Source organism: Streptomyces sp. NPDC005648, from assembly GCF_040605395.1.
GTDB lineage: Bacteria > Actinomycetota > Actinomycetes > Streptomycetales > Streptomycetaceae > Streptomyces.
This window is the reverse complement of record NZ_JBEXCS010000024.1, coordinates 1-26,235: the sequence shown is the minus strand read 5'-3', so window position 1 is coordinate 26,235 and position 26,235 is coordinate 1. Positions and strand designations below refer to the sequence as shown.

The window sequence follows — 26,235 nt, the reverse complement described above, 5'->3', positions numbered from 1 at the left end:
CCTCGCCGACCTGGAGGGATGCGCCCTCACGCCCCGTCGGCCGCCGCCGCGGTTCGCCCGATCGTGCTCGCTCGGGGGATCAGGCGGTGTGGCGCCCGGATCTCCATGCCCGGGACGGGGGTCGAGCTGCCGATCCGTTTGAGCAGGCGTTCCACCGCCGTCTCCGCGATCACTTTCTTGTCCGGGGAGACCGTGGTGACGGACGGATTGGAGTAGCGGCCGTCCTCGATGTCGTCGTAGCCGACGACGGCGACGTCCTCGGGGACGCGCAGTCCGCGGGAGGCCAGGGTGTGCAGGGCGCCCAGGGCGACCAGGTCGCTGTAGCAGAAGACCGCGTCGGGCGGTTCCGCCAGGTCGAGCAGATGGGCCATGGCGCTCGCCCCGTCGGAGCGGTTGAACCGTGGCGTGGAGACCACGAGTTCCTCGTGGACGGCCAGTCCGGCCCGCTCGTGCGCCAACCGGTAGCCCCGGGTGCGCAGTTGGGCCGCCTCGCCGGTGCGGTAGGGCTGGTCGCCGATCGCGGCGACGCGGCGCCGGCCGAGGCCGAGCAGATGCTCGGTCGCCTCCAGGGAGGCGGCCACGTCGTCGATGCCGACATGGTCGAAACCGCCGTCGCTCACCCGCTCGCCGAGCACGACGAGAGGCAGGCTCGGATCACGCTCGGACAGGTCGGACTGGGCGAGGCCGAGAGGGCTGAAGATGACGCCGTCGAACAGCAGATGCTGGGAGCCGCGGCTGAGGAACAGCTTCTCGTGCTCGGCGTCCCCGTCCGTCTGGTCGATCAGGACGTTGTAGCCCTGGACCCGGGCCGCGCGGATGATGCCCTGCAGCAGTTCGGCGAAGTACGGCGTGTCCAGATACGGCACCACCACGGCGATCTGGCCCGAACGGCCCGCGGCGAGGTTGCGGGCCAGCACATTGGGCCGGTAGCCGAGCTTGTCGACGGCCTGCTGGACCCGGGCGCGGGTGGCCTCGGCGACGGGCGCGTAGCCGTTGACCACGTTGGACACGGTCCTGCTGGAGACGCCGGCGAGCTCCGCGACGTCGCGGAGTGTGACGCCCTTTGCCATATGTCACCTTCATCCCGAATGTCGGTTTCAGCGCTGAAATTTTCTCTCAGAGGTCCTCTGTGCCTCTTGCAGCGCGGCAACTTCTCGGTTAACACTTTTGCAGCGCTGCAGAGCGTAGCAGAAGGGCTTGGTCCCAGCGGATCAAGTACCAGGGATGACCAGTAGGAGCCGCAGTGGGACCAGCAACCTCTCACGGGCCGGGAGCCGCACCCGTCCTGACAGGGCATCACTCTTTACTCACCGCGGTCTGAGCCCTTGCCCGGCGCGCCCGCCGCGCTGATCACCGAGCCGTCTTCTCCCCCCACCCACGTCACGTACGCCCACCCTCCCGCGTCGACCGACGTCCGCCCGCCGCATCCGTAGGCGCGCAACCCGCTTTCACGCCGGTTCTCCGTGTCTCCGGCGCACCTCTTCGCACGTCCCGGCACGCCCCAGCACGTCCTCGCACCTCTCTGCACCCCCGCCCCCCGCACCCCCGCCCCCCGCACCTCCCGTACTCCGTCCTGCCCTCGGGCACCACACCCAGGAGATCGCTCATGTCGTCCAGCAGAAAGCCCCAGCTCCGTTCCCTCCGGCGGACCACGGTCGCGGCTACCTCCGCCGCCCTCGCCGGCGTGCTTCTCGCGGCCTGCGGCGGCGGGGGCGGCAGCGCCGGCGGCGCGCAGAGCGGTCCCGTGCACATCAAGGTGTGGGCGTGGTACCCGCAGTTCAAGCAGGTCGTGGCCGAGTTCAACAAGACCCACAAGGACGTCCAGGTCGACTGGGTCCAGGCCGGCGTCGGCCAGGACGAGTACACCAAGCTGAAGACCGCGCTCAAGGCCGGCCAGGGTGCCCCGGACGTCGTCATGCTGGAGTTCCAGGAGCTGCCGACCATCCAGCTCACCAAGGGCCTGCTCGACATGGGCAAGTACGGCGCGGGCGCCGACAAGGGCAACTACGTGTCCTGGGCCTGGAACCAGGCCTCCGACGGCGACCACGTCTACGCCATCCCGGTCGACGGCGGCCCGATGGCGATGATGTACCGGGCCGACCTCTTCAAGAAGTACGGCCTCAAGGTGCCGACCACCTGGGCGGAGTTCAAGGAGGAGGCAGCCAAGCTGCACAAGGCCGACCCCAGCGCCTACATGACCGACTTCGGCAGCGACGAGACGGCCGCCGGCTGGCGCCAGGGCCTGACCTGGCAGGCCGGCTCCCGCCCCTACACGTACTCGGCGAGCAAGCTCCCGGACATCGGGGTCAAGCTCAACGACGACAACGCCAAGAAGGTGTACGAATACTGGGGCGACCTGGTCAAGAACAAGCTGGTCGACACCCAGTCGTACGCCACCACGGACTTCTACAACGGCCTGAGCAGCGGCAAGTACGCCACCTACATCGCGGCCGGCTGGGGCCCGGGCTATCTCTCCAGCGTCGCCGCGAAGACCGCCGGCAAGTGGCGTGTCGCCCCGCTGCCGCAGTGGACCGCGGGCGCTAACGCCCAGGGCGACTGGGGCGGTTCGAGCTTCTCGGTGACCTCGCAGACCAAGCACCCCAAGGAGGCCACCGAGGTCGCCCGGGAGCTGTTCGGCACCTCCGAGGCGGCCTGGAAGATCGGCATCGACCAGGCGTACCTCTTCCCGCTGTCCAACCCGATCCTCAACGGGACGTACTTCAAGTCCAAGAAGTACGACTTCTTCGGCGGCCAGCAGATCAACTCGGTGTTCGTGCCCGCCGCGAACGGCATCTCCAGCTTCGACTGGAGCCCGTTCCAGGACTACGCCTACAACACCGACACCAGTGAGGTGGGCAAGGCCCTCCAGGGCCAGACCGCCTGGTCGTCCGTCAACGACAACGTCCAGCAGCAGGTGAGCTCCTACGCGAGCAAGCAGGGCTTCAAGGTCGGCAAGTAACCGGCCCGAGTCCCGACTCCCCGCCGCCCCCGCCGGCGCGCCCGCGCCCGAAAGCTCCGCCGCCGGCGGGGGCCCGCACCACGCGCAAGGAGAAGTGATGAGCCTGCTCCGACAGCAGGGATCCACCGCGACGGCACCGCCGAGTGCCGTCCCCGCGAGGGGACTTCGTACTCCCGTGGCGGGCCGTCGCCCCGGCGGGTTCTCGGCCCGCACCCGGCACAAGGGCATGGGCCTGCTGCTGGTCAGCCCGTTCCTTCTGCTCTTCCTGGCCTTCCTGGTGGCTCCGCTGTGCTACGCCTTCTGGCTGAGCCTCAGGACGTCCACCCTGGTGGGGGGCGACCACTTCAGCTGGTTCGCCAACTACCAGCAGACCTTCACCGACCCGAAGTTCCTGTCCGGTGTGCGCAGGGTCGTCGTCTTCGGCGTGGTCCAGATCCCGCTGATGCTCGGTCTCGCCCTGCTGGGCGCGCTGATCATCGACGAGGTCACCAACAAGCTCGCCAAGGTCTTCCGGATGACCCTGTTCATGCCGTACGCCGTGCCCGCGGTGATCGGCGCCCTGATGTGGGGCTTCCTCTACAGCCCGACCTTCGGGCCGGTGAACTCGATCAGCCACTCCCTCGGCCTCGGCAAGGTCGACCTGCTCTCGCACGGTCTGATGCTGACCTCACTGGGCAACATCGTGACCTGGCAGTGGACCGGCTACAACATGATCGTCCTGTACGCCGCCCTGCAGGGACTGCCCCGCGAGGTCTACGAGGCCGCGAAGCTCGACGGCGCCGGCCAGTTCCAGACGGCCCTGCGCATCAAGGTCCCGATGATCTCCTCGGCGATCGTCCTCACCCTGATGTTCACCCTCATCGGCACCCTGCAGTTCTTCACCGAACCACGGGTCCTGGAGCACAGCGCCTCCTCGGTGATCACCCCGGACTACACGCCCAACCTGTACGCCTACAACCTGGCGTTCCAGTACTCGGAGTTCAACTACTCCGCCGCCATCTCCTTCTCCCTCGGAGCGGTGGTCTTCATCGGCTCCTACATCTTCCTGTTCGCCGCGCGCAAAAGGAGCGGACTGAAGTGACGACCGCCGCAGCCACCGCCCTGCCCGCCGTCCGCCGTACCTCCGCCGCGCGCGGACGGGTCACCGTCAACGTGGTGATGGTGGCGATGATCCTCTACTTCCTGCTGCCGTTCTGGTGGCTGGTCGTCGCCGCCACCAAGGGCAACGACGCGCTGTTCTCCACCGCCGCCCTCTGGTTCCACTCGCCCGGCTCCTTCTTCACCAACGTCCGGGAGCTGTTCACGTACAACGACGGCGAGTACCTGCGCTGGATGGGCAACACCGCGATCTACGCCGGTGTCAGCGGCGTCGGCGCCACCGCCGTGGCGACCCTCGCGGGCTACGCCTTCGCCAAGTACCGCTTCCCCGGCCGCAACCTGCTCTTCTCCAGCCTCCTCGGCGCGATCATGGTGCCCGCCACCGCGCTGGCCATCCCCACCTATCTGCTGCTGAGCAAGGTGGCGCTGACCAACACCATGTGGGCGGTCATCCTGCCCCAGCTGCTCAACCCCTTCGGTGTCTATCTCGTACGGGTCTACGTCCAGGAGTCCCTGCCGGACGAGCTGCTGGAGGCGGCCCGTATGGACGGGGCCGGCGAGCTGCGGGTGCTGTGGTCGGTGGCGCTGCCGACCCTGAAGCCGGCGCTCGTCACCGTGCTGCTGTTCTCCATGGTCGGCACCTGGAACAACTTCTTCCTGCCGCTGGTGATGCTCAACAACGACAAGCTCTTCCCGCTCACCGTCGGTCTGCAGTCCTGGTACGAGGGAGCGTTGATCCAGTCCGGCTCCAACGCGCTCTTCACCCTGGTCATCGCGGGTTCCCTGGTCGCGATCCTGCCGCTGATCGTCACCTTCCTCCTCCTTCAGCGGTACTGGCGCGGCGGGTTGACCGTCGGAAGCCTCAAGTGAACCGACGGCTCACATGACCTGACGGCCTCAAGTGACCTGACAGGCCCGCCCGTTCCCCCCTCCTCCTCGCGCACATCCCGGAGCGACCTTCATGCTGCACGCCTCCCTGACCGTCGACCCCGCCTTCCGCGTCGCCGACGTGAGCCCCCGTACCTTCGGCTCGTTCGTCGAGCACATGGGCCGCTGTGTCTACACCGGTATCTACGAACCCGGCCATCCCCTCGCCGACGAGGACGGCCTGCGCCGTGACGTCCTGGACCTGGTGCGCGAGCTGGGGGTGACCGCCGTGCGCTATCCCGGCGGCAACTTCGTCTCCGGTTTCCGCTGGGAGGACAGCGTCGGCCCGGTCGCCGACCGGCCCACCCGTCTCGACCTCGCCTGGCACAGCACCGAGACCAACGCGTTCGGTCTGCACGAGTTCCACCGCTGGGCCAGGAAGGCCGGCGTCGAGCCCATGATGGCCCTCAACCTCGGCACCCGGGGCGTCGCCGAGGCCCTGGACCTGCTGGAGTACGCCAACCACCCCGGCGGCACCGCCTGGTCCGACCAGCGGATCAAGAACGGCGCCGCCGACCCCTTCGGCATCCGTATGTGGTGCCTGGGCAACGAGATGGACGGCCCCTGGCAGACCGGTCACAAGACCGCCGCCGAGTACGGCCGCCTCGCCGCCGAGACCGGCCGCGCGATGCGCATGATCGACCCGAACCTCGAACTGGTCGCGTGCGGCAGCTCCAGCTCCTCCATGCCGACGTTCGGCGCCTGGGAGGCGACCGTGCTGGAGGAGGCGTACGACCAGGTCGACTACATCTCCTGCCACGCCTACTACGAGGAGCTCGACGGGGACCTCGGCAGCTTCCTCGCCTCCGCCGTCGACATGGACGGCTTCGTGGAGTCGGTGGTCGCCACCGCCGACCACATCCGGGCCAAGCTGGGCCGCAGGAAGCGGATCAACCTCTCCTTCGACGAGTGGAACGTCTGGTACAACTCCCGGTTCGAGGCGGCGGAGAAGCCCACCGAGTGGGCGGTGGCCCCGCGCGTCATCGAGGACGAGTACAACGTCGCCGACGCCGTCGTGGTCGGCGGGCTGCTGATCAGCCTGCTGCGGCACAGCGACCGCGTCACGGCCGCCTGCCTCGCCCAGCTCGTCAACGTCATCGCCCCGATCCGCAGCGAGGCCGGCGGCCCGAGCTGGCGGCAGACCACCTTCCACCCCTTCGCCCAGGCCGCCCGGCACGCCCGCGGCACGGTCCTGCGGGTGGAGCCGGTCGCGCCCCTCTATGAGACGAAACGATTCGGCGGAGTCCCGGTCGTCGACGCCGTGGCCACCCATGTCGAGGGCGCCGACGGCCCCGACGAGCTCACCGTCTTCGCCGTCAACCGGCACCAGGCCGAGAACGTCGAACTCGCCCTCGACCTGCGGGCGTTCCCCGGTTACACGCCGGTGGAGCACTCCGTGCTCAGCGACCCCGACATCCGCGCCACCAACACCCAGGACGACCCCGACCGGGTCCGGCCGTACACCGCCGAGACCGGTGCCGTCACCGAGGGACGGCTCACCGTGAGCCTTCCGCCCGTCTCCTGGAACGTCGTCCGGCTGCGCCGCGCCGGCTGACCCACCCCCTAGGGGGTGTTTCGAAAGTCCCGCACAGCACCCACGGCGCCCGGCACGCACTCTCGCCGCACCGGTCGAAACCCCAAGTACGTCCAGTACGAGGGCTTTCGTCCGGCACGCCGAGAGCACGCACCGGACACCGCGGGCACCGCACAGGACTGTCGAAACACCCCCTAGGACACCCGCCGCTCCCGGCTCCCCTTCTCCTCCCCGGGAGCGGCGGGTCAGGCACCACCCCTCATCCCGGACACCCCCTTGGGAGCCGCAATGTCCACCACCAGGGAAGGCGCCGCGTACCGCGCCGCACCCGTCGTTCACAGACCCCGGACGATCACCGTGCTGCTGGCCCTGCTCGCAGCCGTCGTCGCCCTGCTCATCCCCTCCGCCGGCCCGGCCCACGCGATCTCGCGCGCCTCGCAGACGATGTACACCCCCGCGTCGGGCACCCCGTCCCCCGGCTCGCTCTACCCGCGCGGTCTGCGCCTGCAGTACAGCGGATCGTCCAACGGCACCCTGCTGGCCTCCTTCGAGCAGTACAGCTCGGGCACCCCCGTCTTCCCGATCTACCGCAGCACCGACAACGGCAACAGCTGGACGCAGATCTCCAGCATCACGGACACGCACAACGGCTTCGGCATGCGCTACCAGCCGTTCCTGTACGAACTCCCCACCGCCGTCGGCAACTTCCCGGCCGGCACGATCCTCGCCGCCGGCAACTCCATTCCGAGCGACCTGTCCACGACCGAGCTGGACCTGTACGCCAGCACCGACCACGGCGTGAGCTGGTCCTACGTCAGCACCATCGCCACCGGCGGCAAGGCCGACCCCACCAACGGCCAGACGCCCGTGTGGGAGCCGTTCCTGATGGTGTCCGGCTCGAAGCTGATCGCGTACTACTCCGACCAGCGTGATCCCAACAACGGCCAGAAGATCGTCCACCAGGTCTCCACGGACGGCCTGACCTGGGGTTCCGTGGTGAACGACGTCGCCACCTCGACCTACGGCGACCGCCCCGGCATGCCGACGGTCGCGAAGCTCCCCAACGGCAACTACGTGATGACGTACGAGTTCTGGGGCGCCCCCGAGGGCGGCTTCGCCGTCTACTACAAGATCTCCGCCGACCCGGAGGCCTTCGGCTCGGCGACCGGTATCGCCCTCAAGGCGACCGACGGCACCGTGCCCACCAGCTCGCCGTACATCACCTGGCTGCCGACCGGCGGCGCCAACGGCACCCTGGTCGTCAGCGCCAACAGCACCGACGACCTGTTCCTCAACACGCAGAACGGCGCGTCCGGTCAGTGGACGCGTATCGCCTCCACCGTCCCCGGCGGCTACAGCCGCGGCCTGCTCCCGCTCTCCGACGGCCACAGCCTGCTGGTCCTCAGCGGCGGTCATCTGACCAGCACCGGCCTCAACCCCGTCAGCTACGGCACGATCGACCTGGGCGGCGGCATCTCCGACGGCGCCACCTACACGATGTCCAACGCCAACAGCCATCTGCTGCTGGCCATCGCGGGCGGCTCCACCACCAACGGAATCAACGCCACCCAGCAGAACGCCGACAACGCGAGCGACCAGAAGTGGAAGTTCGTCCAGCAGACGTCCGGCTACTTCAAGATCTTCAACGTGGCCAGCGGCAAGGTCCTGGGCGTGCAGAACCAGTCCACCGCCAACGGCGCCAAGGTCCTGCAGTGGGACGACAACGGCACCCTCGACCACGAGTGGGCGATCGCCCCGAACCCGGCGGGCGGCTTCACCGCCACCAACCGGATCAGCGGCAAGTACCTGGAGATCCCCAGCGCCTCCACCACCGTCGGCACCGCCGCCGGGCAGTGGTCCGACACCGGCTGCGCCTGCCAGCGCTGGAACCTCACCCAGACCGCGCTGCCCACCCTGTCCACCGGTCAGTACCGGCTGGTCAACAAGAACAGCGGCAAGTTCTTCGAGATCCCCGGCGCCTCCACCACCGTGGGCAAGCAGGCCGGCCAGTGGGTGAACACCGCCAACAACTGCCAGCTGTGGACGTTCCAGTCCGCCGCCGGCGGGGCGTGGACCGTGAAGAACGTCAACAGCGCTCTCTTCCTCGACAACAACGGCTCGACGTCGTCGGGTGCGGCCGTCGTCCAGAAGGCGTCCTCCGGCGCGAGCTCGCAGAACTGGACGCTGACGGACGCGGGAAGCGGCTACTTCAAGCTCGTCAACTCCGCCAGCGGTCTGGTCGCGGACGTCGCCTCCGCCTCCACGGCCAACGGTGCCCTGATCGTCCAGGCGACCGACACCGGCGCCGACGACGAGCTGTGGCAGGTCGTGCGGGTCAACTGACCCTCCGGGGGCCCGGTTTCGCAGCCGGGCCCCCCATCCTCTGTCCAGTATCCCGAACAGTGACTGACATCTCGAACCCTGCCTGACGTACCGAACCAGAGAGGTGGGCCGCCGTGCCTGAAGAACCCTGTGTCGTGGGCGTCGACTTCGGAACCCTGTCCGGCCGCGCCGTGGTGGTCCGGGTCCGCGACGGCGCCGAGCTGGGGACGGCCGAGCACGCGTACCGGCACGCGGTCCTCGACCGTGAACTCCCCGACGGCACCCGGCTGCCCCAGGACTGGGCCCTACAGGTGCCCTCGGACTACATCGACGTCCTGCGCCACGCGGTGCCGGAGGCGCTGACGGCCGCCGGTGTCCGGCCGGAGCAGGTCATCGGCATCGGGACCGACTTCACCGCGTGCACGGTCCTGCCGGTGCTCGCCGACGGCACCCCCCTGTGCGACCTGCCCGAGTACAGCGCCCGCCCGCACGCCTACGTCAAGCTGTGGCGCCACCACGCCGCGCAGGGCCAGGCCGACCGCATCAACGCGCTGGCCGCCGAGCGCAAGGAGCCGTGGCTGGAGCGCTACGGCGGCAAGATCTCCTCGGAGTGGGAGTTCGCCAAGGCGCTGCAGGTCCTGGAGGAGGACCCGGAGATCTACGCCCGTACCGAGCGCTGGCTGGAGGCGGCGGACTGGATCGTGTGGCGGCTGTGCGGGAGCTACGTCCGCAACGCCTGCACCGCCGGTTACAAGGGTCAGTACCAGAACGGGAGTTACCCCTCACCCGACTATCTGGCGGCCCTGCATCCGGACTTCGCCGGCTTCGTCACCGACAAGCTGGAGCACCCGATCGGCCAACTCGGCGACCCCGCGGGCACCTTGACCGCGGAGGCGGCCGCCTGGACCGGCCTTCCGGAGGGGATCACGGTCTGCGTCGGCAACGTCGACGCGCATGTCACCGCACCTGCGGCGGTCGCCGTGGAACCCGGCCAGATGGTCGCCATCATGGGCACCTCCACCTGCCATGTGATGAGCTCCGACCAGCACGGGGTCGTACCCGGCATGTGCGGGGTCGTGGACGGCGGCATCCTGCCGGGCCTGTGGGGATACGAGGCCGGACAGAGCGGTGTCGGCGACATCTTCGCCTGGTTCGTGCGCACCGGCTTCCCGGCCGAGTACGCCGAGCGGGCCGCCGCGGCCGGCCGGACGCCGCACGAGTACCTGACCGACCTCGCGGCAGGGCAGGCCGTCGGCGAACACGGCCTGATCGCCCTGGACTGGCACAGCGGCAACCGCTCCGTCCTGGTCGACCACGACCTCAGCGGTCTGCTGATCGGCCAGACCCTCTCCACCCGCCCCGAGGACGTCTACCGCGCCCTGCTGGAGGCCACCGCCTTCGGCACCCGCACCATCATCGACGCCTTCGAGTCGGCCGCCGTACCGGTCAGGGAACTCATCATCGCGGGCGGGCTGACGAAGAACGCCCTGCTGATGCAGATCTACGCCGATGTCACCCTTCGCCCGCTGAGCATCATCGCCTCCACCCAGGGCCCGGCCCTCGGCGCCGCGATGCACGCGGCCGTGGCCGCGGGGGCCCACCCCGACATCCGCGCGGCCGCCCACGCCATGGGCAAGGTCCACCGCCGCGTGTATCTGCCGGATCCCCAGCGGGCCGTGGCCTACGAGCGCCTCTACGCCGAATACCGCGTCCTGCACGACTACTTCGGGCGCGGCACCAACGACGTCATGCACCGCCTGCGCCGCCTGCGCGCCGAGGCCTCCGCCTGAACCACCCCTCTGTGCCCCGCCACCACCCCTTGTGAAAGGAACCGTCATGACGGCCCGACCCCAGCCCTACGACAGCCAGGAGATCTGGTTCCTCACCGGCAGCCAGCACCTGTACGGGGAGGAGACCCTGGCTCAAGTGGCCCACCAGTCCCGGCAGATCGCCGAGCGGCTGGACGCGGCCGCCGAGATCCCGTCGCGGATCGTGTGGAAGCCGGTGCTCACGGACGCGGAGTCGATCCGCCGTATGTGCCTGGAGGCCAACGCGTCGGACGTCTGCGCGGGGGTGATCGTGTGGATGCACACCTTCTCCCCGGCGAAGATGTGGATCGCCGGCCTGAGCGCGCTGGACCGCCCGGTGCTGCACCTGCACACCCAGTACAACCTGTCGCTGCCCTGGTCGAGCATCGACATGGACTTCATGAACCTCAACCAAGCCGCCCACGGCGACCGCGAGTTCGCCCACATCGAGGCCCGTCTGGGCGTCAGCCGGAAGATCGTCGCCGGGCACGCCACCGACCCCCGCGTGATACGCCGCATCGCCGCCTGGTCCCGCGCGGCGGCCGGCCGCCAGACCGCCCGCAGCCTGCGCCTCGCACGCTTCGGCGACAACATGCGCGACGTCGCGGTCACCGAGGGCGACAAGGTCGAGGCCCAACTCCGCTTCGGCTACTCGGTCAACACCTACGGCGTCAACGACCTCGTCGCCGTCGTCGACGCCGTCGAGGACAAAGCGGCGGCCGAACTGGCCGAGGAGTACGTGCAGTCGTACGACGTCGTCCCCGCCCTGCGCCCCGGCGGCATCCGCCACGACTCCCTCCTGTACGCCGCCCGCCAGGAACTCGGCCTGCGCACCTTCCTCACCGAGGGCGGCTTCACCGCCTTCACCACCAACTTCGAGGACCTCGGCGCCCTGCGCCAGCTTCCCGGCCTGGCCGTGCAGCGCCTGATGGCCGACGGCTACGGATTCGGCGGCGAGGGCGACTGGAAGACCTCCGCGCTCCTGCGCACCCTGAAGGTCATGGGCCACGGACGGCCCGGCGGCACGTCCTTCATGGAGGACTACACCTACCACCTGGGTCCTGGTGAGCCGCGGATCCTGGGCGCCCACATGCTGGAGGTCTGCCCCTCCATCGCCGCCGCCCGCCCCAGCTGCGAGATCCACCCCCTGTCCATCGGCGGCCGCGAGGACCCCGTCCGCCTCGTCTTCGACGCCGCCCCGGGCCCCGCCGTCGTCGTCGGCCTCTCCGACCTCGGCGACCGCTTCCGGCTGACCGCCAACGCCGTGGACGTCGTCGCGCCCAGTCAGCCACTGCCACTCCTGCCGGTGGCCCGAGCCGTCTGGGAACCCCGCCCCTCCCTCGCGGAATCGGCCGAGAGCTGGCTCCTGGCCGGTGCCCCGCACCACACCGTCCTCAGCTCGGCCGTGGACCTCGAGACCCTCACCGACTTCGCCGACATGACCGGCGTCGAACTGCTGACCATCGACGAGCACACCACCACCGGCCGGTTCGCCAAGGAAATCCGCTGGAACGCCGCCTACCACCGCCTCGCCCAGGCCCTGTGATGGCGAGCCTGCACGAAGAGGTACTGGAAGCCAACCTCACCATCCCCCGAGTCGGCCTGGCCACCCTGACCTGGGGCAACGTCAGCGGCGTCGACCGTGACGCCGGGGTCTTCGTCATCAAGCCCTCGGGAGTGCCGTACGAGAGCCTGACCCTGGAGGACCTGGTGACGGTGCGCCTGTCCGACGGTGCCGTCGTCGACGGAGACCTGCGCCCCTCCACCGACACCGAGACCCACCGCTGCCTCTACCTCGCCTTCCCCTCCATCGGCGGTGTCACCCACACCCACTCCACCCACGCGGTCGCCTTCGCCCAGGCCCACCGCGACATCCCCGTCCTGGGCACCACACACGCGGACACCTTCAACGGCCCCATCCCCGTCACCCGCGACCTCACCCCCGAGGAGTGCGCGATGGACTACGAGTACAACACCGGCCGCGTCATCGTGGACCTCCTCGGCGGCGACGACCAGCGGGCCGCCGAGGTCCCCGCCGCCCTCGTCGCCGGCCACGGCCCCTTCACCTGGGGACCCACCGCCCGCAAGTCCCTGGAACACGCGATCATCTGCGAGGCCGTCGCCGACATCGCCCTGCACACCATGTCCCTCTCCCCGACGAGTCCACCCCCTCCCCACCTCCTCGCCCGCCACTACACCCGCAAACACGGCCCCGACGCCTACTACGGCAATCCGGCGGCCCCGGGCGAGGCGGTGACGCGGTGACGGCGGTAACGGGGTAACGGGGGTGCGATGACGATGGCGCACCGAAGCCGCGTGTACGCCGTACTGCGCGTGTACGCCGTACAGATCGACACACCCGAAGCCGAGGCCGCCCGGGCAGCGCACTTCCGGGCGGCGGCTCTCGGAGCGACGGCCCGGCCGTTGCTACGGGCGCCCGGCGGCCATCTGCTGTGCGTACTACCGGTGGAGAGCGACCCCGACCTCACAGGGCAATACAGCTAGGCGGTCGGATCGCCCTCCTTTTCAGGGGCCGGCGTGAACCAGTGGCCGATGCTGGTCCATGCGAAGCCGTCCCGCCAGTCGGGCTTGCCGGCCACCCAGCCGAGAAGTCCTTGCAGCACCTGCTCCTGCGACTCCGCCTGTGTCTGGTAGTGCTCCGCGGGAACCCCGTCGCGGTACTCCAGCTGGTAGGTGTCGTCCCCACCGGACAGCACCTGGATGTACCAGTCGCCTTCCCGGCTCTCGTCCTGCCGCTCAAGAATCAGGTGGTCGCCCTGATCCAGGTCGGCGAGCATCGTCCCTATCACCTGCTCCGAAGGACCCTTCACCGCGTGGCCCCGACTGTCGGTCGCAATCATCATGCGCAGAGCATGACGGAAGGGTCTGACATCCGGGTGCCCGAGCAGCCACATAGAGGCCGTCCGCCCATCCCTGACCGAGGGCGCCGCCACAAGTCGTTCCGCATGCTCCCCGATGACCTCCAGCGGGTGCTTCGCCAACGCCGTGATGACCGCCCTCCAGCACAGGCCCGGGGCGACCAAGATCGGGTAAAAGGCGCCCGCGCAACTGTTCGCCTTCCTGTAGCTGATCTAGTCTCACTTCAGCTCCAGCGGACAGCCGACTGGATGTGACAGGCCGTGCGCGTCGGGGATCCTGCGCCCTCACCGGCCAGGGGGGAGCGCGCACCCGATGCGCCGCGGACAACCACTCGTGGCATCCGCCGTTTTGGCGGTCCTGCTCGGCGGCCTCGGTACCGGCACAGCTCACGCGAACACCGGCACGGCCCTGTACGTCGACAACCTCGCCGCCAACTGCAGCGACACCGGCCCCGGCTCGAAGGCGGAGCCCTTCTGCCAGATCCAGCCGGCCGCGCAGATTGCGACTCCGGGCGACACCGTGCACATCGCGGACAACAAGACCGCCTACGCCCCGGTGACCATCGCCTCCACGGGCACCGCGGACGCCCCAATAACCTTCATCGCCGCACCCGGCAACGGAACGGGCACCACCGTGGCGGGCCGGCAGACGACGGCGATCACCTTCTCCGGCGCCCAGTACGTCGACATGGCCGGGATCAGCGCCTCGGCGAGCGGGACCGCCGCCCTCGCCATCGCGGATTCGCAGCACATCACCTATCGCGTCGCCACCTTGAGGACCGGCGCCATCACGGCTTCCACTGCGGTGATCGCGGTCGACGGTTCCTCCTCCGGCATCGCCCTCACCCGTGACCTGGTCCTCACGACGACCGGCCTCGGCTTCGCCAGCATGCCCGGAGCGCAGGACATCACGCTCGCCGACGACCGCTTCAGCGGGGATGCGGGCGGCGGCATCACGGCCGCGGGCACCACGGGCATCCACCTCGCCGGTGACACCATCTCGACGCTCTGCGGGAACGCGATCAGTCTGACCGGCGGCACCTCGGGCTCGGTGGAGAACACTGTCGCGATGCCCGGCGGGACCACCCACTGCACCGACACCGGCACCCCTGCCGAGATCACGGTGGACGCCGCCTCCGCCGGCCACGTCACCGAGGACTACAACGCGCTCAACCCGCTGTCGACCGGTACCGACTACGACTGGGCCGGTACCGCCTACGCCACCACCCAGGCATTCCAGTCAGGAACCGGACAGGGCGCCCACGACCTGGACCAGACAGATCTGACCATCCCCGTGACCGGATGGCTGACGGAGCACTCACCGCTCATCGACTCGGCCGACGCCGACGCACCCGGAGAACTCTCCACGGACTACTACGGCAAGCCCAGGGTCGACGACCCCCTGGTCGCGGACACCGGCGCGGGTGACAGCTCCTACGACCGCGGCGCCATGGAGTTCCAGGACCCGTTCGCGGTGAGCGGGATCGCCATGTCACCGAGCTACACCGCCTACGTCGGGGTGCCGACCACCTTCACCACCAAGGTGAGCAACCCGTGGTCGGACTCGTTGGACGGCGTGAGTTACGCCTTCGACTTCGGCGACGGCACCAGCGCCACGTCGACCACCGGCTCCGCGACGCACACCTACACGCAGGACTCCGGGAACGGCTATCTCCAGACCGCGGTGACGGTGGACGGAGCCGACGGCACCCAGCTGGGCACCAGCGGGTTCGTGTCGTTCACGGTCACCCAGCCCCCCGGGCCCGACGCGGGCCTGTCCTGCGGCCAGGATCCGTCCGAACCCCGTACCGCGAGCTGCGCGTTCAACGCGACCGGCTACTACCGGATGACCAGCGACCGGATCACTTTCGGCGACGGCTCCGCGGCTGTCACAGTCACCGGCGCCGGCGGCTCCACGGCTCACACCTATGCCGCCGCCGGCACGTACACCGTCACGCAGCACATCACCGACTCCGACGGCCGCACCGCCACGGCCACCACCGAGGTGACGGTCGGACCCTCCTACGTGGTGACGACCCCGAAGCGCATCCTGGACACCCGCCACGGCACGGGCGCGCCCCAGCGACCGGTCGGTCCCGGCGGCGTGGTACGCCTGAAGGTTCTCGGCGTGGGCGGCATCCCGACCTCCGGGGTGACCGCGGTGACCATGAACGTCACCGACGCCGATGCCACCGCGAGCAGCTACGTCACGGTGTACCCGGACGGCACCAGTCGCCCGACCGCCTCCAACCTGAACTTCACCGCCGGGCGAGTGAAGCCGAACCTGGTCACTGTCCGGGTCGGCGGCGACGGCTACATCGACCTCTACAACGCCCACGGCCACGTCGACCTCATCGCCGACGTGGCGGGCTACTTCACCAGCGTGCGCAGGACCGGCGCGCACCTGAGCGGTCTGTACCCCCTCACTACACCCGTGCGGGACCTGGACACCCGCAACGGCACCGGCATCCCCAAGGGCAAGGTCGCACCGGGCAGCACCACGACCGTCACCCTGCGCCCCGGGAGTTCTTCCGCGGTGGGTGCCGTCCTCAACATCACCGCGACGGGAGGCACCGGCAGCGGCGTGGTCACCGTCTACTGCGGAAGCCGCCCAAGCACGTCGAACCTGAACTACCGCGCCGGGCAGACAGTGTCCAACCTGGTGGTCACGCCCGTCTGCAGCGGCAAGATCGAGATCTACAACACCGGCGGGCACGTGAACCTGATCGCCGACCTCCAGGGCCTCTACACCTCGGGCGGGAGTGCGTTCGTGCCAACCAGTCCCACGCGCTTCCTCGACACCCGCGACGGCACAGGAGCCGCGGCCGAACCGCTGGGCACCGGCGGCACCCTCACTGTGAAAGTCACTGGTGTCGACGGCGTCCCGGCGAACGCCACCGCGGTGCTGGTCAACCTCACCGGTGTCGCACCGACCACCGCCACGCACCTGACGGCCTACGGCGACGGCAGCCTGCCGAACGTCTCCAACGACAACCTGGCCGCCGGAGAGACCCGCCCGGTCCTGGCCGTGGTCCCGGTCGGCGCCGACGGCCGCATCCGCATCAACAACGCTCAGGGAGCCGTCAACGTCATCGCCGACCTCGAGGGCTACATCGGCTGACCACTGAAGCCGCGCGCTGGAGAAGCGAATACCAAGGCAGCATTGGGGCATGACGGCAACGGTCCCCGAGGACGCCGAGAAGCTGGAGCGCCGGCGGTTGTCGGTACGCAGAGCGTGGCTGCCGAGTGGTACAGCGGAAGTCGCCGCGGGCGGCCTCCCGTCGATGGAAGGCCGCCCGCGGCTTCTGAATCCGGCTCGTCAGTCCTGGTGCGATGCGCCGTGGACGACGAGTTCGGTCGCGTCCATGTACTTGCAGCCTGCGGGGCTGGGGTCCTTCGCGCAGTCCACGCCGTTGTCGGCGGCCTGGTTGCCGAGCATGGTCAGACGGACGTACCGGACGTTCTCCCCGGTGCCGGACGTGAGGGGCACGACGTTCTGCCGGCCGGTGTCGGCGGGCTTGAAGTGGCCCTCGGCGGCCGTGGTCCAGCTGGTGCCGTCGGTGGAGGTCTCGATTCGGTAGTCGCCGAGGGACGCGGTGGTGTCGTCGCCGCAGCCCGCCGTCGGGTCGACGAGGAATTCGGCGATGTCCACGGCCCCCGGCAGTTCGACCGTGTTGTGGACCGGGTCCACCCCGGTGCCGTTGGTCCCGCCCGTGGCGTCCGAGCCCCACACGGCGGCCGACATGTCGATCAGACCGCCGGGACCACAGCCGAAGTTGGTGTTGTCGGTACCGGTGAAGTCGGTGACCTTGGCGCCACCGGAGGAGGCCGCCCAGTTGCGGCGCAGCGACCAGCCCGCCTCGGCGGAACCGGACTTGACGTCGACTGTGCGGGCCAGCGGCTCGTAGCCGTGGCCGCTGGCGTACACCTTCCGGTACGTGCCCTCGGGGACGTCGGGGATCGCGTAGGTCCCGTCCGCCTTGGTCACGGCGGAGAAGTCGGCGCCGGGGAAGCCGGAGCTGTGGCCGCTGACGCTGACCGTGACCCCGCTCAGGGGGGCGCCGCTCGTGTCGTCGGCCACCTTGCCGGTGAGCGTGACCCGCGGGGTGTTCGGGCCGGGCGGCAGGGAGAAGTCCTCGTCGGGCTTGACGTCGTCAGCGGTCAGAGCCGCGGCGAAGTACCCCATTCCCCGGTGCGCGAAGACCTTCCAGATGGTCTTGTCGGCCCGACCGCCGTTGACCACGGTGTCGGCCTGGAGGATGGCGTTGCGCTGGTCGAGGAAGCTCGGGTTCGCGGGCGAGAGCTCCAGCGCCCGGGTCACCAGCGACTCGGTGAGCCTGCTGCCGAGTTGGGTGCGCAGGTCCCAGAGGGTCTCGCCCCAGATCTCGCCGTCGGCGTGCGGTTCGGGACCGCCGTACCAGATCTTCCCGTAGTCGCCGTAGGTGTACCCGCCCGGGCCCGCGCCCTTCGTGCCCGGGCACTTGGCCGACTTCGACCCCACCGGGCAGTCCATCGGCTGGGTGCGCAACTGCAGGTCACCCTGCCAGTGCGGCGGGTCCACCGATATCTCGCCGTCGATGTGCGGGTTGTCCTTCATGAACCCTTGGTCGGTCAGGAAGTCGACGGCGTACCAGTCGCTCCATGCCTCGCCCATGGCCCCGCCCTGCGGTCCTACGAGGGTCGAGACCCCGTCGGCATCGACGACGAGCCGGTTGGACAGGCCGTGTGTGTACTCGTGGTAGACGACGGGGGCGACGTCGCCGTAGTTCCCCGACGGCACCTTGTAGTCCGGGTCGTCCGAGTAACCGCCGGTCAGGTACATCTGCATCGTGGGCGCCTGACCGTCCGGCGGGGTGCCCATGTTGGCGTTGTTGATGTGGTCGTCGTCGGGCAGCCCGTTGTTCATGGCCGCGCCGTCGTCGGTCTGCGCCTGTACGGCGTCGCCGTCCCGCCCGTCGAAGTTGCCGGCCTTCCGGGTGAAGCCGATCGGGGCCGCCTGGAGGTGGTCGTGGTACTTCCCGAGGAAGTAGAGGACCTGTGCGGCGTTCTGCTCGCGGTTGGTCTGCCAGGAGTTCGGCTTCTTCTGGTCCCAGGCGCAGGCCGCAGGACCGCAGTTGTCACCGGTGAAGGGCTTGAACGGGAAGGAGAACGTCCCGCCCGCCGCCGGGGTGATCTCCTCCCCGTCGTCCGCCTTGTTGTTGTCGTTGACGTCGCTGTAGACGTGCGCGATGGGCCCGTCGAGGGTCTTGGCTCCCCTGGGAAGCCAGCCCCGAGCGGTCAGGTTCCGCGTGAGCTGCTTTCCGCCCCTGTCGGCACCGTGGGAGTAGTCCCAGGCCAGCACGTTGCCGGAGCTCAGGAGCGTGCCCTGCGAGGAGAGCGGCGGCTGCCCGGTGTCCCGCGCTACGGCGGGCGCGTCGGCGGCGCTCAGATCGGAGGACAGGTCCTGCCGGTACAGGACACGGCCGGTGACGGCGTCGACGACGTGCAGCCACATGCCGTGGCCGTCCGGCGAGGTCACCGTCTGCCAGGCGCGGCGAGCGGTGCCGCCGGGCACCGGGTAGACGACCTGCTTGGCGGTGTCGGTGGGCGGGTTGCCGTCGGCGTCGGCACCCGCGATGTCACGGACGGCGGTGTGCCTGGCCTGTGTTCCGGTGACCCGGGCCGGCGCGAGAGCCGACGGCAGCGCCCGCACCGGGGAGCCGAGCACGTTGATCAGCCGCCCGTCCCGGGAGACGTTCGCCTTGACGCCGTTGCCGAACACCGGCACACCGTCGACCGACTGGAGGAGGGACAAGTGGCGTATACCCGCCACGTCGGTGTACTGCTTGCGCAGCGTCAGGTCACGGACCTGCGCGTCGGTCAGGCCGAAGACGTCGGGACGGGCGCGCAGGTAGTCCCGGACGATGTCCTCGGGGCTGTCACCGCTGGGCGGCGTCAGGTATCCGTCCAGCTTGGCCACCTGGCGGGCGGTGCCGGTGGCCGGGTCCAGCTCCAGCACGCCCTGGGTACCGAGCTGCTTGCGCAACTCCCGTACACCGGGCCGCTGTTCGGCCTTGGTCAGCGTCGCGTCGCGGCGTATCAGCGTCTGTTGCGAGGGCGGGGTCGGGGGCGGTGTCTGGGCCCCCGGGGTGCCGGTACCGGTCGAGTTCGACGGGTCGTCCGGGGCCGCGTCCGCGGCGCCGGGAAGAAGGGCGACGGTCAGCGCGAGGCCGGCCGTCGTCACGGATATGATCGCGCGCGTTCTGTGCGCGGAGGCTTTCGCCACTTTTCGCCTCGTGGGGGGTGAGGATTTCAACGGCCTTACAGAACAGCCGAGTTGAGCGATCCAGACCCTTGCACGGTGTGATCCCGTCAAGGAAGCGCGGACCTTGAAGATTTACAGAAGACGCACAGATTCGCCGAGGCTCCCGCCGGGCAGTCGATGTCGACGGGCAGGAGGCCGGGCATGAGCGCACCGGTGCACTTCCGGCGGTGCCCCACTACCCTGTCCTCATGGCACGTCGTAGACATGACAACTTCGAGGTGCTTCGGGATGCCCGGGCCGATGCGTATCCGATGCCCTTCGTGCCGTTCGGCTGGTACGGCCTGCTGCGTAGCCGTGAGTTACGGCCGGGGAAGGTCGTCAGCCTGCACTACTTCGGCCGCGCGCTGATCGCGTTCCGCGGGACGGACGGACGGGCCGCCGTGAGGGACGCGCACTGTCCGCACTACGGCGCCCATCTCGGCGTCGGCGGAAAGGTCGTGGACGGCACGGTCGAGTGCCCTTTTCACGGCTGGCGGTTCGCAACGGACGGGCGGTGTGCCGAGGCGCCGTTCGCGGCGCGGACACCCGGAGTGACACTCGGCGGGCTCCCGGTGCGCGAGCACAGCGGGCTCGTCTTCGTGTACGTCGGCCCCGAGGCACAGCCCTCCTGGGAGGTGCCGGAGGTCCCGGAGGCGACGTCCCGCGACTTTGCCGCGCCCGTCGACGACACCTGCCGGGCCCGGATCCACGTACAGGAGATGCGGGAGAACATCGTCGACGAGTCCCACTTCCACTTCATCCACGGGCAGAGCGAGCCGCCCGTACAGGAGTGGCGGGCCGACGGGCCGTACGCCGAGGCACGCGGACGGATCCGGCGGCGCGTGCTCGGCTGGGACATCGACAACACGTTCGACGCGTTCATGTACGGGCCGGGGGTCATGGTGGTCCGGACGCACGGACCCGCGCTGTCCGTGACCGCCGTCGCGCTCTCCACGCCCGTCGACGAGACCACCAGCGAACTGCGCATGCTGTACTACCTGCGGCATCCGGGCCGCGGCGGCCTGCGTTTCCTCACCCCCGCGCTCAAGCTCGTCTTCCGGGCTGAGGCGCTTGGTGAGGTGCGGGAAGAGGTGCGGATCTGGGATCACAAGATCCATCAGGCGCGGCCGGTGCTGCTTCCGCACGAACAGGGGATCAAGAGGCTCCGCCGCTGGTACGCCCAGTTCTATCCCGCGCCGGATCCGGCCCCGGCCCTCGCTCCGCACTCCGCACCACCGTCACCCCTCCGTCCGGACCCACCGTCGAACGGTCCGGCGGCGTCCCGCCGTCCTCGTCGTCCCGCAGGACCGGCGCCGACCGGCGCTCCTTGAGGATGCCGGGTCGTCGAGCCCGACCAGTGGCCCCGACCAGTGGCGCCCGGGCCCGCCGATGGCGCGCACCGTCGGCAGGGCCGCACTGCGTCTTCCAGCAGGTCGAGAAGTCCACGTTCCGTACTCATGCCCGGGACCACCCTGGCCCGTCCACGCGCCGTGCGCATCACTGCGCAGTACTCGATCTTCCGTGCCATCAGGCTCGTTCGGTGGACGATCGCTCCACGGCCGGGCCGCTCGACGGTACGCCCGGCGAGGGTGGACATGCGATCGGCTCTGCCTACGTCCGCGGCGACCTCGCGGTCCAGCGGCCGTGCTCGGCGTCTCCGCAGTCTTGTCGGTGGTGTTCGGCGCGTTTCTCAGGCAGGTTCGTCGGATCTGGGCCTGTCGGACTTCGGCAGGCTGCCTTGGATGTCCTTCCGCCCGGTGCCCAGTTTCGTCAGGACACGGGCCACGTGCTTCTCGACGGTGCGGGGGGAGAGGAACAGGGTCTGGGCGATGTCCTGGTTGGTGGCGCCGTCGGCGAGCAGCTTGGCGATTTCCAGTTCACGGGGTGACAGCTGGGTTCCGTATCCGCGGCGCCCTGGTCGCTGCGACGTCTGGGCACCGAGTTTGCGCAGGCGGCGTTGGCAGCGTGCGGCGTCGCCGGTCGCGCCGAGCTCGGTGAAGCCGCGCGCGGCGTCTGCCAGGTGCGCCGCGGCGTCTCCGGGACACGAGCAGGTCAGGGCTTCACCTCGGCGTTCGGCGGCCTTGGCGACCTCGTAGGGACGGCCGATGTCCTGCCATCTGTGCTGCGCCTCGGCGAAGTGCTCGGCGGCCCGCGCCGGATCGGTGGCGCGGAGCAACACACCTCGGGCCAGCGCCAGTTCGGCCGAGGCGGCCGGCGCGTCGCGGTCACGTGTGCCGTGCTCGGCGTCGGCCACGAGTTGCTCGGCTGCCTGGGGGTGCCCGCTGCCCAGCGCGGCCTCGACTGCGACCGGGAGCAGGCCTCCCGTTCGCGTCCAGGAACCGGGTCCCTGGAATGTCGATATCGCGGGTTCGGCGATGGTCCAGGCGGTCCGTGCGACGCCCTGGGCGAGCTTGACCATGGTGAGGGCGGCAGCGATCTCCCTGCTTTGGGGCGCCTCGCACGTGTCGTTTCCGCGGGCCGCGGCGGCGGTGAAGCGGTCGAGGGCCTGGGAGTGTCGGCCCTGCGTGAGGGCGAGGTGCCCCTGGCACATCAAGTGGTCGATCTCGACCTGCCGGACGTCGGGGTAGGCACGGCGCAGGACCGCATACATGTCGTCCAGGCCGGCCCATTGGCCGGCCAGCCACTGCATCCGCAGCGCCATGGCGCGAAGGGGACATTCGAACGGCGGCTGGTCCACGCCGTCGGCCAGGCTCTTGATCTCGTTCACCAGGGCGTGGGCCCGCCGGTCGTGGCCGAGCTGAAGGGCCGTCTCACTGATGTTACCCAGGGCGAAATAGGCGTCGATCAGCGCGGCGCTGTTCTCGCCTCGGCGTGGCAGCCGGTCCAGCATGGGCCATACGGCCGGATCGCCGTCCCGGGCCATCAGGATGAGCCGAACCGTTGCAACCGTCGTTCGGCTGTCCTCGTCGGCGCTGTCCATAGCGGCCTGCTCGCCGCGGTGGAGCCAGTCCCACGCGTGCGCGGCGGCGCCCACCTGGTCGTTGAGGGCCAGCGCGGTCATCGCCGTCGCTGCCTTGTGCGGCAACGTGATCAGCTCGTCGGCGGCATGTTCGAGCTCGCGGAAACCGGCCGGGTCGGCGCCGACGTTGAGCATGGCCACTGCGAGCCCCAGGCGGATCTGGCCTCGGGTGGCGTCCGGCAGTTTCGGATCGGCCAGCACGGTCCGCAGTTCGCGGACGGTTACGGCATAGTCGACGCTGTAGTTGACGATCCGGGCGAGTGTGAGCGCGGCTCGGGACCTCCGTTCGGTGTCCACTCGGGGCTGGTCAAGGATCTGGTGCAGGAGGAAGGCCGCGGTGCCGGTATCGTCCAGGGCGACGGCCTGGTCGGCGGCCTGCTCGATGCGGTGAAGCCAGCCCTGATGGTCGCCGGTGGCAAGTGTGTGGTGGGCGATCTGCACCAGCGGGAGCGGGTCGTGGGTCTGGAGGTGGTCGATCGCCCGCTGGTGCAGGCGCGTGCGGCGCGGCCCGGGGATGTGCCGGTAGGCGACCTGCTGGGCCAGCACGTGACGGAAGCCGTAGAGGCCGCTTGCGGTCTCGCGCAGCACGGCCGCCCGCAACGCGTCGACGAGCCCGTCTGCGGCCTCGTCGCCTTCCAGACCGGCGACCCCGGCGAGCAGCGTCTCGGTGGACGGCACGGCCAGCACCGCCGCCGCGTCCACGACCGCCGCACCGGCCGGCGACAGAGCGGTCAGCCGCTCACCGACCGCTTCCCGCAGGCCGCCCGGCACCTCGGCCCGCTCCAGCTCCGTGCTGTCGCGGCAGCCCTGGTCCCGTAGCGTGATCAGGTCTTCCTCGGCCACCAGCGGCAGGCCCTCGCTGCGGCGGTGAAGCACCGCGCACAGCTCAGGCGTGGCATGGCTGCCCAGCGCGGCACCGGCCAGTTCGGCCACGTCGGTCTGGGTCAGCGGCGACAGCCGGATCACCGTGCCGCTGGCGCCGGGCGGCGGCCGGTAGGCGGCGCCCAGGGCCGCGGCCCCGGGCGACAGGTCCTCGGCCCGGTAGGTGACCACCAGCGCGAACTGGTCGGGCAGGTCGCGGGCGAGCAGCAGGAGCAGGTCGCGGGTGGCGTCGTCGACCCAGTGCAGGTCCTCGACGACCAGAACCACCCGCCCGACCGCGCCAAGCACGGAGCGCACGGCCTGGACTACCTGGTGGCGCGCGGCGCCCGGGCCCTGAGGCTCGGCCGGCGCCGGCGGCAGGCGGTCGGCCAGGTCCGGGAGCAGCGGGGCCAGCGCGCCGGTGCTCGGCGGCAGGGCGGCGTCCGGCAGCCACGGACCGATCTTGCCGAGCGCGTCGATCACCGGCCCGTACGGCAGGGGCTCGCGCAGCGGGTGGCAGAAGCCTGTCATCACCCGCCACCCTTGCGACTTCAGGATCGTGGTGGCTTCGCGTACCAGCCGGGACTTGCCCATCCCGGCGTCGCCCTCGACCATCACCACGGCCGGTGGCTGCCGGATGGCGGTGAGCACCTGGTCGAGTTCGTGGCGGCGACCGACGAACGCGAAGCCCCGGCCAAGCCTCGAAGAGCCCTGCTGGGCCGCCATACCATCACCGTCCTCTACGGGACACCCTGCCCCGGTCACGCACAGGGGCCGCTCGGGCCGACGTCACCGGCGATCCCCATCCTAAGGGCGGCACTACCTACTAAATGTGTCGCACTACCCACTAAATGCGTCCCCCTACCCACTCAATGCGTCCTCCATTGTTTCGGCCTGACCTGCACCGGCATCGTCATTGCCAACACACAGGTGGAAGCCACGACAACAGCGTTGTTGCCGCATGGCACACAGCACGAGGGGCCGAGCCCATCGAAGCGGAACCTCCGATCCGGTGCCGCTCAGACCCTCACGAGCACGGAGAACCCCCACACCCCCGTGGGAGCGTCTCCACTCCCCTGAATCGGGCCTGACCCCGCAGGGCGGGCACGGTCACCTCCGGTTACCGGGCCCCCATGGGCCGAAAGCGGTGCCCCGCACACCGTTCGCACCATTCATCTCCTTCGTGAGCCGACCCTGCCGATCCGGCCGCCGGCTCCCTCCGCGAGAAAGAGGAACGATGAGGACCACAACGAGAAGAAGGCGCCTCGCCGCGGCACTGGCCACGGTCGCCGCGACCGCCGTGGTGACCCTGGCATCACCTGTCCCCTCCTACGCGGACGACACCGATACGTCGTCCGACTCACAGGTGAGCCAGCAGCAGTACCAGGACCTCAACGACGTCGTCCAGAAGTACCACCCCCTCGGGGTCTACACAGCCGACGACGGCTCCCTGACGATGGTCGCGCTGCCCGCGGACACACCCCCCGCCGACGAGAGCCAGCTCGACTCGGAGTTCCCGGCCGGTATGAACAACGTCCGGGGCTACATCAGCCAGTTCACCCAGGACGACCTGGACAAGCTCGTGAATACGGTCCTGGCGAAACAGTGGAACGCTGACGCGGCCAACTACGCCGTGGGCGTCTCCTATGACGCCAAGCAGGACGAAGTGCAGGTCAATACGGATGCTCCGGACTCCGTCACGCAGTCGCTGCTCGATGCCTACCCGGACAAGATCGAGGTGGAGCAGACTCGCTTCGAGCAAACGGCATACCGGTTCGACGACACCAACCCCTACAGCGGCGGTATGGCGATCACCAACAGCAGCACTGGTGGGGGCTGCACGGCGGGCGTCGCCATCCAGAACGTCTGGACGCAGCAACGGTCCATGCTGACGGCGGGGCACTGCGGAAGAGACGGCGACAATTTTGTGAACCGCCACACCGATAACGGCTGGGGCGCCTTCGTCGGCAAGATGCGCGGGGTTATCCCCAGTCTCGACGCGGCAGAACTCCGGGGTTCCAACTACCGAGGCAGAATCTGGACTGGCGGCTCCACTTACAGCCAGTCCGCAAAGGACGTCCAGAGTGCGCAGCCCGTGTACCCGGGGCTGCAGGTGTGTGTGAGCGGTTCCGTGTCCCTGAACCACTGCGGCCACCCCGTCACCAACTCGAACTACTCCTACAACTGGAACACCGGGACCTGGATCGACGGAGGCAATGGGTTCACGTTCGATCAGGGAGGGACCGCGACCGCGACGGGATGGCGCCCGGGCGCGGTCACCCAACCGGGTGACTCCGGCGGCCCCATCTACACCCAGGATGGAACTGCCCACATCGCCGGCATTCACTCAGCCCGCTTCTGGAACCCCCGCGGCTGTGGCTGCTGGACGATGATCGGCTCGAAGATCGGCCCGATCCTCCAGGCCAAGGGTGCCGACCTCGTCCACGGGTACGACCACTAGGCCACAAGGAACAGCCCCGCTCGGCAGACTGCCGCAGAGCTGAAGGTGTACGGCGGCCCGCCAGGCCCCCACAACGCCACCCCGGCCGCAAGCTACTGCAACACACTATAAAAAACAACACCC

General features: G+C 69.6%; 16 protein-coding genes. 12 read left to right on the top strand and 4 right to left on the bottom strand.

Annotated features, from left to right (window positions below):
- Positions 1–26: 26 nt before the first annotated feature.
- A complete protein-coding gene (locus ABZT17_RS16515; protein WP_356349132.1) occupies positions 27–1,070 on the bottom strand; it encodes a LacI family DNA-binding transcriptional regulator in 1,044 nt (347 codons plus the stop codon).
- Between the two features lie 536 nt (positions 1,071–1,606).
- Here ABZT17_RS16515 and ABZT17_RS16510 point away from each other — a divergent pair.
- The 9 genes from ABZT17_RS16510 (at position 1,607) to ABZT17_RS16470 (ending at position 13,153) form a co-directional block, all read left to right on the top strand.
- Complete coding sequence (locus tag ABZT17_RS16510; protein ID WP_356349128.1) at positions 1,607–2,959, top strand: extracellular solute-binding protein; 1,353 nt, start codon at positions 1,607–1,609, stop codon at positions 2,957–2,959.
- Positions 2,960–3,056: 97 nt separating this feature from the next.
- Complete coding sequence (locus ABZT17_RS16505) at positions 3,057–4,040, top strand: sugar ABC transporter permease (RefSeq protein WP_356349126.1); 984 nt, start codon at positions 3,057–3,059, stop codon at positions 4,038–4,040.
- Positions 4,037–4,927 (top strand): carbohydrate ABC transporter permease, encoded by an 891-nt coding sequence (locus ABZT17_RS16500; RefSeq protein WP_356349124.1) that lies wholly within the window; start codon positions 4,037–4,039, stop codon positions 4,925–4,927. Before ABZT17_RS16505 ends, ABZT17_RS16500 begins: the two co-directional genes overlap by 4 nt.
- Positions 4,928–5,018: 91 nt before the next feature.
- Positions 5,019–6,539 carry an alpha-N-arabinofuranosidase gene (locus tag ABZT17_RS16495; RefSeq protein ID WP_356349122.1) on the top strand — a complete coding sequence of 507 codons (1,521 nt, stop codon included), beginning with the start codon at positions 5,019–5,021 and terminating at the stop codon, positions 6,537–6,539.
- A gap of 267 nt (positions 6,540–6,806) precedes the next feature.
- Positions 6,807–8,861: an RICIN domain-containing protein gene (locus tag ABZT17_RS16490; protein WP_356349119.1), complete on the top strand. Its 2,055-nt coding sequence runs from the start codon at positions 6,807–6,809 to the stop codon at positions 8,859–8,861.
- Positions 8,862–8,974: 113 nt separating this feature from the next.
- A complete protein-coding gene (gene araB, locus ABZT17_RS16485; RefSeq protein ID WP_356349116.1) occupies positions 8,975–10,630 on the top strand; it encodes a ribulokinase in 1,656 nt (551 codons plus the stop codon).
- Positions 10,631–10,676: 46 nt separating this feature from the next.
- On the top strand, positions 10,677–12,194 hold the full coding sequence (gene araA / locus ABZT17_RS16480; protein ID WP_356349114.1) for an L-arabinose isomerase: 1,518 nt from the start codon (positions 10,677–10,679) through the stop codon (positions 12,192–12,194).
- The gene (araD, locus tag ABZT17_RS16475) at positions 12,194–12,913 is read left to right on the top strand and encodes an L-ribulose-5-phosphate 4-epimerase AraD (protein WP_356349111.1); all 720 of its coding nucleotides are present in this window, start codon (positions 12,194–12,196) and stop codon (positions 12,911–12,913) included. Before araA ends, araD begins: the two co-directional genes overlap by 1 nt.
- Positions 12,914–12,946: 33 nt before the next feature.
- Positions 12,947–13,153: a hypothetical protein gene (locus tag ABZT17_RS16470; protein ID WP_356349109.1), complete on the top strand. Its 207-nt coding sequence runs from the start codon at positions 12,947–12,949 to the stop codon at positions 13,151–13,153.
- Here ABZT17_RS16470 and ABZT17_RS16465 read toward each other — a convergent pair.
- Positions 13,150–13,512 carry a hypothetical protein gene (locus ABZT17_RS16465; RefSeq protein ID WP_356349106.1) on the bottom strand — a complete coding sequence of 121 codons (363 nt, stop codon included), beginning with the start codon at positions 13,510–13,512 and terminating at the stop codon, positions 13,150–13,152. The genes ABZT17_RS16470 and ABZT17_RS16465 overlap by 4 nt on opposite strands.
- Before the next feature lie 349 nt (positions 13,513–13,861).
- On the opposite strand from ABZT17_RS16465, the gene ABZT17_RS16460 reads away from it, so the two are divergent.
- Positions 13,862–16,648, top strand: a complete 2,787-nt coding sequence (locus ABZT17_RS16460; RefSeq protein WP_356349104.1) for a PKD domain-containing protein — start codon at positions 13,862–13,864, stop codon at positions 16,646–16,648.
- 198 nt (positions 16,649–16,846) lie between these two features.
- On the opposite strand, the gene ABZT17_RS16455 is transcribed toward ABZT17_RS16460, so the two are convergent.
- Positions 16,847–19,750, bottom strand: a complete 2,904-nt coding sequence (locus tag ABZT17_RS16455; protein ID WP_356349102.1) for a M36 family metallopeptidase — start codon at positions 19,748–19,750, stop codon at positions 16,847–16,849.
- Positions 19,751–20,019: 269 nt separating this feature from the next.
- Here ABZT17_RS16455 and ABZT17_RS16450 point away from each other — a divergent pair, with 269 nt between their 5' ends.
- Positions 20,020–21,141 (top strand): Rieske 2Fe-2S domain-containing protein, encoded by a 1,122-nt coding sequence (locus ABZT17_RS16450; protein ID WP_356349099.1) that lies wholly within the window; start codon positions 20,020–20,022, stop codon positions 21,139–21,141.
- 359 nt (positions 21,142–21,500) lie between these two features.
- Here ABZT17_RS16450 and ABZT17_RS16445 read toward each other — a convergent pair whose 3' ends face one another.
- Entirely contained in the window at positions 21,501–24,377 is a 2,877-nt protein-coding gene (locus ABZT17_RS16445; protein ID WP_356349096.1) for an AAA family ATPase, read from the bottom strand.
- Between the two features lie 511 nt (positions 24,378–24,888).
- Between ABZT17_RS16445 and ABZT17_RS16440 the strand changes: the two genes are divergently transcribed.
- Positions 24,889–26,112: a hypothetical protein gene (locus ABZT17_RS16440; RefSeq protein WP_356349094.1), complete on the top strand. Its 1,224-nt coding sequence runs from the start codon at positions 24,889–24,891 to the stop codon at positions 26,110–26,112.
- Positions 26,113–26,235: the final 123 nt, after the last annotated feature.